The 8,644-nt window shown below is 72.6% G+C and carries 9 protein-coding genes and 1 pseudogene; 4 read left to right on the forward strand and 6 right to left on the reverse strand.

The features are described from left to right. Window positions 1-269: pseudogene (locus tag EAD98_RS29710) on the forward strand (DUF3071 domain-containing protein); the annotation flags it as partial. 82 nt (window positions 270-351) lie between these two features. On the opposite strand, the gene thpR reads toward EAD98_RS29710, so the two are convergent. The 5 genes from thpR to EAD98_RS29735 all read right to left on the reverse strand — a co-directional run bounded on the left by thpR (window position 352) and on the right by EAD98_RS29735 (window position 5,009). Then, window positions 352-930, reverse strand: a complete 579-nt coding sequence (gene thpR, locus EAD98_RS29715; protein WP_121657261.1) for an RNA 2',3'-cyclic phosphodiesterase — start codon at window positions 928-930, stop codon at window positions 352-354. Window positions 931-942: 12 nt separating this feature from the next. Further along, window positions 943-1,452: a hypothetical protein gene (locus tag EAD98_RS29720; protein ID WP_121657262.1), complete on the reverse strand. Its 510-nt coding sequence runs from the start codon at window positions 1,450-1,452 to the stop codon at window positions 943-945. 155 nt (window positions 1,453-1,607) lie between these two features. Beyond that, a complete protein-coding gene (locus tag EAD98_RS29725; protein ID WP_121657263.1) occupies window positions 1,608-2,891 on the reverse strand; it encodes an MFS transporter in 1,284 nt (427 codons plus the stop codon). Between the two features lie 72 nt (window positions 2,892-2,963). Next, window positions 2,964-3,413, reverse strand: coding sequence for a MarR family winged helix-turn-helix transcriptional regulator (locus tag EAD98_RS29730; RefSeq protein WP_199723616.1), 450 nt, complete (start codon window positions 3,411-3,413; stop codon window positions 2,964-2,966). 117 nt (window positions 3,414-3,530) lie between these two features. After that, window positions 3,531-5,009, reverse strand: coding sequence for an NCS2 family permease (locus tag EAD98_RS29735; protein ID WP_121657268.1), 1,479 nt, complete (start codon window positions 5,007-5,009; stop codon window positions 3,531-3,533). A gap of 88 nt (window positions 5,010-5,097) precedes the next feature. Between EAD98_RS29735 and EAD98_RS29740 the strand changes: the two genes are divergently transcribed. Further along, complete coding sequence (locus EAD98_RS29740; RefSeq protein WP_121657264.1) at window positions 5,098-5,343, forward strand: DUF2530 domain-containing protein; 246 nt, start codon at window positions 5,098-5,100, stop codon at window positions 5,341-5,343. Window positions 5,344-5,380: 37 nt separating this feature from the next. On the opposite strand, the gene EAD98_RS29745 is transcribed toward EAD98_RS29740, so the two are convergent. After that, window positions 5,381-6,310, reverse strand: coding sequence for a DUF3027 domain-containing protein (locus EAD98_RS29745; protein ID WP_199723617.1), 930 nt, complete (start codon window positions 6,308-6,310; stop codon window positions 5,381-5,383). Here EAD98_RS29745 and EAD98_RS29750 point away from each other — a divergent pair. Next, window positions 6,309-7,913, forward strand: a complete 1,605-nt coding sequence (locus EAD98_RS29750; RefSeq protein WP_121657265.1) for an MFS transporter — start codon at window positions 6,309-6,311, stop codon at window positions 7,911-7,913. The two genes, EAD98_RS29745 and EAD98_RS29750, sit on opposite strands and share 2 nt — an antisense overlap. Beyond that, entirely contained in the window at window positions 7,910-8,560 is a 651-nt protein-coding gene (locus EAD98_RS29755; protein WP_121657266.1) for a futalosine hydrolase, read from the forward strand. Before EAD98_RS29750 ends, EAD98_RS29755 begins: the two co-directional genes overlap by 4 nt. The last annotated feature ends 84 nt before the right edge of the window (window positions 8,561-8,644 follow it).

The following is an 8,644-nucleotide window of genomic DNA, read 5'->3' on the forward strand; positions in this document are numbered from 1 at the left end:
GGTCGGACGCGCCCCGGCAGCGGCCGGTCGGCGGTGGCGCCGCGGCGCTGCTCGGCGGCGGCCAGGGGTCGGCCTTCGACGACGACTCGGACGCGCCCAAGGAGGTGCCGGCCGTGCCGTCGCTGGCGGTGCTGCGGCCCCGCCGGACGGGCGCCGCGGCTGCTGCCGGCGGCGAGTCCACCGATGCCAACGGCAAGCCGCGCAAGCGGCTGCCGAGCTGGGACGACGTGCTCTTCGGCAGTGGTCCCGCCGCGCGCGAGTCCTCCTGACGCTTCGCGTTGGCGGGTGGCGGTTCGCCACCCGTCAGCGCGAGGCACCGCTCCCCCTGGGCCTGGCCGGCTGCCAGCCTGGTCAGAGGGGCCAGGCGGCCAGACGGTCGTAGCGCGGCCGGGGGCCGACGTGGCTGCGCACCAGCAGCAGTTCGGTCGCCGCCCACGGTGGCCCCTGGTAGTCGTCCAGGGCGGCCCGGTCGGCGTCGATGTCGGCCGGGGCCACCCGGTCGCCGGGTCGAGCCACGGTCAGGTGCGGGCGGAACGGCTTGTCGTCGTGCGGCAGCCGGGCGTGCCGCAGCCGCGAGCGGATCAGTCGCGCCAGCACGTGTAACGCCTCGACGTCGCCTCGGAGATCCACCCAGAGCACGGTGAACCGGCCCTGGCCGAACCGGCCGCCCCCGCCGAGACTCAGCCGGGGCGAGGCGTCCCGCCCGTCGCGGAACCACTCGGCGGCCAGCCCGAGCGCGCTCTCCACCTCGACCAGCCGGGCCGCCTCGACGTCACCGAGGAAGGCCATGGTGAGGTGCAGGTGGGCCGGGTCGGCGAGCCGGACGTTGGTGCCGGCGGCCGCCGCCGCTCCGATCCGCAGGCGAGCGACGTGCGCGCCGAGGTGGGTGACCGCTTCGACGGGCGGGTAGACCGCCACGAAGAGCCGCAACCGTCGACCGTTTCAGCGGTGCCGCTGGCGGTGCCCGGCTCGGGCCGCCGGCAGAGTCAGCCCGGCGGCGTGCAGCACGCCTTCCACCCGGACCCGCTCGATCTCCTGGTCCACGCCACTCAACTCGGCGAGGTGTTCGGTGACGCCGAGGGCGCGGCAGGCCAGTCGGAGCCGATCGTCGTAGGCCTGGACCACCGCCCCGTGCCAGACCATCGACCGGCCGGTGCCGCCGAGCCGCTGCCCGCCGAGGCGCCGCAGGTCGGCGGCGAGCTGTTCCAGGGGCCGCCGGTCGGTCCGGTCGAACTCGCTGAGGTCGATGTCCCGGGTCAGCGCGTCGGCCTCGATGGCCCGGTCGAGGCGGGCGATGGTCCGTCGTTCCCGTCGGCGTTCACGCCACTCGGACCAGCCGCAGACCACGCGATCCAGGATCTCGTCGGCGCAGAAGAGCAGGGCGAACGCCGCCGGCAGGCTGGCCACGGCGAGGAACGCCAGGGCCAGCATCAGCGCGCGTCCGACTCCCACGTATCGACGCTAAGCCCCGTCGTGCCCGCCCGCCACCGGATTGGCCGCATCCGCGCCATCCGCTCAACACGACGAGCCGGGCCGGGCTTCCGCGACAGACGTGAGGAAGGGCCCCTTGTCATGAGATCCGATGACAAGGGGCCCTTCCTGGCAGCTCAGCAGTCGGTGGAGGTCACGTAGAAGCGGGGCATCGGCAGCACCCGGAAGCGCACCCGGGCGCCGGAGCGGCGCAGCTGCCAGGTGAGCGCGATCAACGCCGCGGCCAGCGAGATCAGCCCGCCCATCCAGATGCTGGCACCGGCGCCGAAGTGTTCGGCGACCCAGCCGATCAGCGGTGCCCCGACCGGGTTGGTGCCCAGGAACACCAGGACCCACAGGGCCATCACCCGGCCCCGGAAGGCCGCGTCCACACCCAGCTGGACCCGCTGGTTGGCGGCCTGGGCGAAGAAGACCATGAAGAAGCCGGTCGGCACCAGCAGCGTCACGACCAGCCAGTACGTCGACGCGAAGCCGACCAGGGTGCCGAAGCTGGCGCAGGCGATCGCGGCACCGAGCACCAGCCACACCGACGGGCGGCTGCGCCGGCCGGTGCCGCTGAGCGCGCCACCCAGCGCGCCGACCGCCAGTGCGGTGCTGAACAGGCCGAAGGAGGCGGCACCGGTGTGGAAGACCGTCTTGGCCAGCGCGGCCAGGGTGAGCTGGAAGTTGAACAGAGACATGCCGATCACGGACATCACCGCCATCGGCAGCAGCAGGTCGGGGCGGCGCCACACGTACCGCAGCCCGTCGACCACCCGGGCGGAGGCCCGCTCGTCGCGCGGCAGCAGGGCGTCACGGTGCAGCTCGGCCGTCCGCATCCGCACCACGTTGACCAGCGGCGCGATCGAGCTGAGCGCCGTGAAGAGGAAGACCGGCCCCACGTCGAAGGCGGCGATGGCCAGGCCGGCGACGGCCGGGCCGACGATCCGGGCGGAGTTGAACACGGCGGCGTTCAGCGACAGCGCGTTGGGCAGCAGTGACGTGCCGACCAGCTCGGAGACGAACGCCTGGCGGACCGGGGTCTCCACGGCGTTGGCCGTGCCGAGCAGCGCGGCGAAGGCGAAGACGTGCCAGAGCTGCACGAGGTCGGTGAGGACCAGCAGGGACATGCCGAGCGCCAGCACGGTCCAGAAGGCGTTCGCGGCGAAGAGCAGCACCCGCTTGTCGTACCGGTCGGCGAGCCGGCCGGAGAGCAGCGTCAGCAGCAGCACCGGGGTGAACTGGAGCGCGGTGACCACGCCGAGCGCGGTGGCCGAGTTGTCGGAGAGCTCGAGGACGAGCCAGTCCTGGGCGATGAACATCATCCAGACGCCGATCAGCTTGATCAGCTGGCCGGATGCGAAGAGCCGGTAGTTGCGAACCTGCAGGGACTGGAACATCGTGCTCAACTTGGCCTGCACTCTTGGTGCGCCTCCTCCGGGACGTACGCGTCATCGACAGGTGACGGCACGGCCCGGTGGCGCGGGCGCGGCTCAGGCGCGAGCGAGCTGCTGAAGAATCCGGGCGGCCCTCTGCAGGGTCTCCCGTTCGTCTTCGTCGAGCGCGGCCAGCCGGTGGGCCAGCCACTCATCGCGGGCCCGCTCGAACTGGTCGAGCACGGCCTGCCCTCCTTCGGTCGCCGCGAGGATGACCTGCCGGCCGTCGGTCGGATGGGGGGTCCGCTGCACGAGGCCGCGGTCCTCCAACTTCGCGACGATCTTGGTCATCGTCGGTGGCTGCACCCGCTCGATGTCGGCCAGCTCCCGGGGCGTCAGCGCGCCCGCCAGCCGCAGGCTGGTGAGCGCGGAGACCTGGGTGACCGTGAGGTCGCCGACCGGTCGGGCCTGGCGGACCCGCCGGTTGAGTCGGGTGATCGCATCACGCAACTGGGGAGCCAGCTGCGCCGGTGGCACGCGTTTCGCCGTCACCGTCCGCTCCGTCACGATAGTTAGCTTAACTAATGAGCCTGGCTAACGACATCTGATATGACCAGGCTCACGAGGACTTTCGTGCTGTTCCCGGCGGGGGAATCCGATTCGGACCCCCCGCCGGGACGTGCCTCAGAGCACCAGGGACTCGATCGGCCCGCGCAGGAAGTACAGCACGAACAGCGCGGCCACCCCGTACAGCAGCGGGTGGACCTCCCGGGCCTTACCCCTGGCCAGCTTGACCACCACGAAGGTGATCAGGCCGGCGCCGATCCCGTTGGAGATCGAGTAGGTGAACGGCATCAGCACGATCGTGAGGAACGCCGGAATGGCGATCTCGTAGTCGGACCAGTCGATCGTCCGTACCGCGGTCATCATCAGGAAGCCGACCACCACCAGGGCCGTCGAGGCGGCCTCGAACGGCACGACCACCACCAGCGGCGCCAGGAACATCGCCAGCAGGAAGAGCACGCCGGTGACCAGGTTGGCCGCCCCGGTCCGGGCGCCCTCCGCGACACCGGCGGCGCTCTCGATGTACGACGTGTTGCTGGAGGTGCTGGCCGCGCCGCCGGCCGCGGCGGCGATCGAGTCGACGAGCAGGATCTCCTTGGCCTTCGGCGGGGTGCCCTTCTCGTCGAGCAGGCCGCCCTCCTGGCCCACGGCCACCATCGTCCCCATGGTGTCGAAGAAGTCCGTGATCAGCAGGGTGAAGACGAACATCAGCACGACCACCCAGCCGGCCCGGCCCCACGAGTCGAGCACGTTGAACTTGCCGAGCAGCGACAGGTCCGGCAGGTCCACCACCGTCTTCGGCAGCTCCGGCACGTTCAGCGACCAGCCCTTGGGGTTGGGCTTGCCGTCGACGAACGAGGGGCCGATGTTGCCGATCGCCTCCACGATCACCGCCAGCACGGTCGAGGCGAGGATGCCGATCAGGATCGCGCCCTTCACCCGGCGGACCACCAGCACCAGGGTGAGCAGCAGACCCACCACGAAGACCAGCATCGGCCAGCTCACCAGCTTGCCGCCGATGCCCAGGCCGACCGGGACCGTCGTGTTGGCGGCGTCCGGGATCCGCCGGACGAAACCGGCGTCCACCAGACCGATGATGGTCAGGAAGAGGCCGATGCCCACCCCGATCGCGGTCTTCATCTGGGTGGGCACCGAGCGGAACACCGCGGTCCGCAGGCCGGTCAGCACCAGCACCGCGATGATCACACCTTCGATCACCACCAGGCCCATCGCGTCGGCCCAGGTCATCTCCGGCGCGATCTCGTACGCCACCAGCGCGTTGACGCCCAGACCGGCGGCGAGCGCCAGCGGGAACCGGCCCACCACACCCATCAGGATCGTCATCAGGCCGGCGACCAATGCGGTCGCGGCGGCCAGCGCGGGGATCGGAAGGGTCTTGCCGTCGCCGTCGACGGCGCCGCCCAGGATCAGCGGGTTGAGCACCACAATGTACGCCATCGTGAAGAAGGTCGCCAGGCCACCACGTACCTCGCGGCTCAGCGTCGAGCCACGGGCGGAAATCTCGAAGAACCGGTCGAAGCCGTTACGTGGATGAGCGGGGTCGGGTGGTGTGCCGTTCTCGGGCGGCGTTACTGCCATCAGGTCCTCGCAGGTGATCTTCCGGTTGACGCGCGCATCGTCCCAGATCACCGGCGGGCAGGGGAAGTCGATCGCGTACGCTTGCCCGATGCCGAACGAGCAGCCTCCGCGGCCCGCGCCGCTGGACCCGCCGATGGTGCCGTTCGCCGTCGCCGGGCTGATCGGGTGGGCAGTGGCCGGGCTGGTCCTGTTGATCTTCTTCCGGGGCTGGCTGACCGAGCACGATCACGAGAACTGGCTCTGGACCTGCGTGGCCGGATTCCTGTGGGGCTTCCCCGGGCTGGCCGTGATGATGCGGCACGACGCCAACCGACGCCGCCGCCGCGCGAGCTGACCCTGCCAGGCGCGCCGGCCCAGCTCGGCGCGGACCGTCAGGGGTGCCCGTACGGCTCCGCCGGCTCGGCGGCCTCCACCGAACCCGGGGCGCGGCTGACCGACATGGCCTCCACCGCGCTGTCGTCGTAGACGGTGGGCAGCTCCTCCACCGCGGTCTCGGCCGCCTCGATGAGCGTCTCGGAGTGGGCGCCGCAGCCGTGGTCGGCGCTCACCACCCGGCCGTCGTCGGGAGCGTAGAAGTTGCCGCACGCGCCGAAGGCCAGCCGCATCGCGCCGGCCAGCGGCAGGTAGAAGCCGCAGGTGCCGCAACGAGCGGCGGCCGGGGCGGCGGCGGAGATCGCCGCGGCCGGGCCGTGGTCGCCGTCGTACCACCGCTGCGCCGCGTCGGCGCGACCCTCCCGGGAGAGCACCCGGGCCCGACCGAGGCCCAGCTCCCAGGCCGTCTCCTCGACCGCCGGGTCGTCGGAGAGCAGGTAGGCCGGGGCCAGCCGCTCATCGTCCGGCGCGGTCGGCAGCAGGTCACCGGGACCCAGGTCACCGGGCTTGAGCCGCTCCTGCCAGGGCAGCCAGCCCGGCGCGAGCAGCGCGTCGGGGCCGGGCAGCAGCACCGTCTCGCAGATGGTCACCGTGCGGCTGCGCGGCACCCGGGTGACGGTGACCGCCCAACGCCAGCCGTTGTAGCCGGCGAGCCGGCATTCAAAGTAGTGGGTGACCAGCCGGTCGCCCTCGGCAACGACCTGCAGGTGGTCGCCGACGTCATCGGCGTCCACCTCGGTGATGCCGGCGCGGGCCACCTCGACGGCAGCGGCGCAGACCTGGTCGAGACGGGCTGCGCGGGTGGATGCGGGCCTGGTCACCTCACCATTGTTCCCCATGCGCCGGACAGGGGTGACAGGGACTCCCGGGGAACCTTTCGCCGCAGTGCTGCGGCGTACCTGGAGCAGATGGGCGAGGATGGTGCACATGCCGTCGTACTCCCGCTCCGGGCGATCCGTCCTCGGTCGCACCGTCGGCACCGGCATCCGCAGCATTCGGCTGCTGTTGCGTGGTTCGGTGGGCAGCGGACGCTGGGTGACCCGCCGGGCCGGCCGGGCCCGGGCCAGGGGCGCCGGCGGCGAGGTCGGCATGGTCCGCCTGTTCGACCTGCACGCCGTGTCCTGCGCCGGGGACACGCTGATCGCCATCGGTCTGGCCGGGACGATCTTCTTCAACGTCCCGCTGGGCGAGGCCCGCAGCAAGGTCGCGCTCTACCTGCTGGTGACCATGGTGCCGTTCGCGATGCTCGCCCCCGTGGTGGGCCCGCTGCTGGACCACTTCCGGCACGGCCGGCGGTACGCTCTGGCCGCCACCATGCTCGGCCGGGCGTTCCTGGCCTGGTTGATCTCCGATTACATCCACGGCTTCGGGCTGTATCCGGCCGCGTTCGGGGTGCTCGCGCTGTCCCGGGCGTACGGCGTGGCCCGGTCGGCGGCGGTGCCCCGGCTCCTGCCCGAAGGGCTCGGCCTGTCTCAGGTGGGCGCGCGGGCGAGCGTCTACGGCACGGTCGCGGGCGCGCTGGTGGCTCCGATCGGGCTGGCGGCGTTCTGGTTCGGGCCGCAGTGGCCGCTGCGGGTCGCATCGGTGATCTTCCTGATCGGCATGGTGATCTCCCTACGCCTGCCACCGAAGGCGGATTCGGAGCCACCGGAACGGGTGCCACGGCCGCTGCGCGCGCTGGGCCGCCGACGGGGTGACCGCCCACTGGGGCGGGGCCGACCCGCCGGTCGGCTGGTGATCGCCACCCTGATCGGCTCGGCGACGCTGCGCGCGGTCTACGGCTTCCTGCTGCTGTTCCTCGCCTTCGCCATCAAGAAGGGCGACCTGACGACGGTGGTGTTCGGCCGGGACCTGGGCGCCGAGTGGGCGCTGGGGCTGGTCGGCGGCGCGCTGGCGGTCGGCAGCTTCCTGGCCACCGCCGTCGGCACCCGTCTGCGCATCCACCGGCCGACCGCCATCCAGTCCAGCAGCATGATCATCGTGGCCGGGGTGGCCGTGCTCACCGTCATCCGCTTCTCGCTGCCGATGGTGGCCCTGCTCTGCCTGGTCACCGCGCTGGTCAGTGGGGTGGCCAAGCTCGCCGTGGACGCCTCGATCCAGGAGCGCATTCCGGAGCGGCTGCGGGCCAGCTCCTTCGCGCACTCGGAGACCGTGCTGATGCTCGCCTTCGTGGCCGGGGGTGGGCTCGGGCTGGTCCCGTTCGGCGGTCGCACCGGCATCGCGGTCGCCGCCGGGGTGGGCGTCCTGGCCGCCGTCCGGGGTGTGGTGGTCGCCGCACGGCTGCGCGGCGAGAAACTGGCCGGCCGGCCGCTGGGTGACGACGAGCTGGTTGACGACGACGAGTCGCTGGACGAATCCGCGGACTCCGCGCCCACCTCGCCGGCGCCGAGCCAGGCCGGCTCGTCGCAGTACGACGACCCGGGGCTCGCCCCACCGGGCTACCACATCTACCGCCCCTCCTCAGCGGTCGGCGGGCCGGGTGGCGGCGCGGACGACGAGACCCGCCGGGAGTCCCCCGGACCGCTGTCGTGACCGGCCTGCTGGTGGTGACCGCGGTGCCCGCCGAGGCGGACGCGGTCTGCGCGGGGCTGACCGACGCCACCGTCACCGTGGCCCCGGTCGGGGTGGGCCCGGCCGTGGCCGGCGCCGCCACCGCCCGACTGTTGGCGCTGGCCGAGGCTGCCGGACGCCCGTACCGGGCGGTGGTCAGCGCCGGCGTGGCCGGCGGCTTCGTCGGGCGCGTCGCGGTCGGCGACACCGTGCTCGGCACGGCCAGTATCGCCGCCGATCTGGGTGCCGAGTCACCGGACGGCTTCATCCCCGTCGACGAGCTCGGCATGCCGCCAGCGCTGCTCGGCAACGGCAGCGTGCTGCCGGCCGATCCGCGGCTGCTGGCGGCGCTGCGAGACGCCCTGCCGTCCGCCACGACCGGCACGGTGCTCACCGTCAGCACGGTCACCGGCACCGCCGCCAGCACCGAGGAGCTGCGCCGGCGGCATCCGGGGGCGGTCGCCGAGGCCATGGAGGGGTACGGGGTGGCGGTCGCCGCGGCGCAGGCCGGGGTGCCCTTCGCCGAGTTGCGCACCATCTCCAACCCGGTCGGCCCCCGCGACCGGGATGCCTGGCGGCTACGCGAAGCACTCGACGCCCTGACCAAGGCGGCCCCGGCGCTGCGCTGACCCCGGCCGCAGGTCAGAACCAGGGCCGCAGAGCAACCATTCGACCCTGCCGAGGTGCACAGGTCACAGTGCGCGGGGGTGGGC

Origin of the sequence: Micromonospora sp. CV4 (assembly GCF_003667455.1) — a bacterium.
Classification (GTDB): domain Bacteria; phylum Actinomycetota; class Actinomycetes; order Mycobacteriales; family Micromonosporaceae; genus Micromonospora.

What these genes read in the sequence shown, in the direction of transcription:
- EAD98_RS29735 (WP_121657268.1), bottom strand. Translation starts at nt 5,009, where the DNA reads ATGGCAGTAACGCCGCCCGAGAACGGCACACCACCCGACCCCGCTCAT.
- EAD98_RS29740 (WP_121657264.1), top strand. Translation starts at nt 5,098, where the DNA reads ATGCCGAACGAGCAGCCTCCGCGGCCCGCGCCGCTGGACCCGCCGATG.
- EAD98_RS29750 (WP_121657265.1), top strand. Translation starts at nt 6,309, where the DNA reads ATGCCGTCGTACTCCCGCTCCGGGCGATCCGTCCTCGGTCGCACCGTC.
- EAD98_RS29745 (WP_199723617.1), bottom strand. Translation starts at nt 6,310, where the DNA reads ATGTGCACCATCCTCGCCCATCTGCTCCAGGTACGCCGCAGCACTGCG.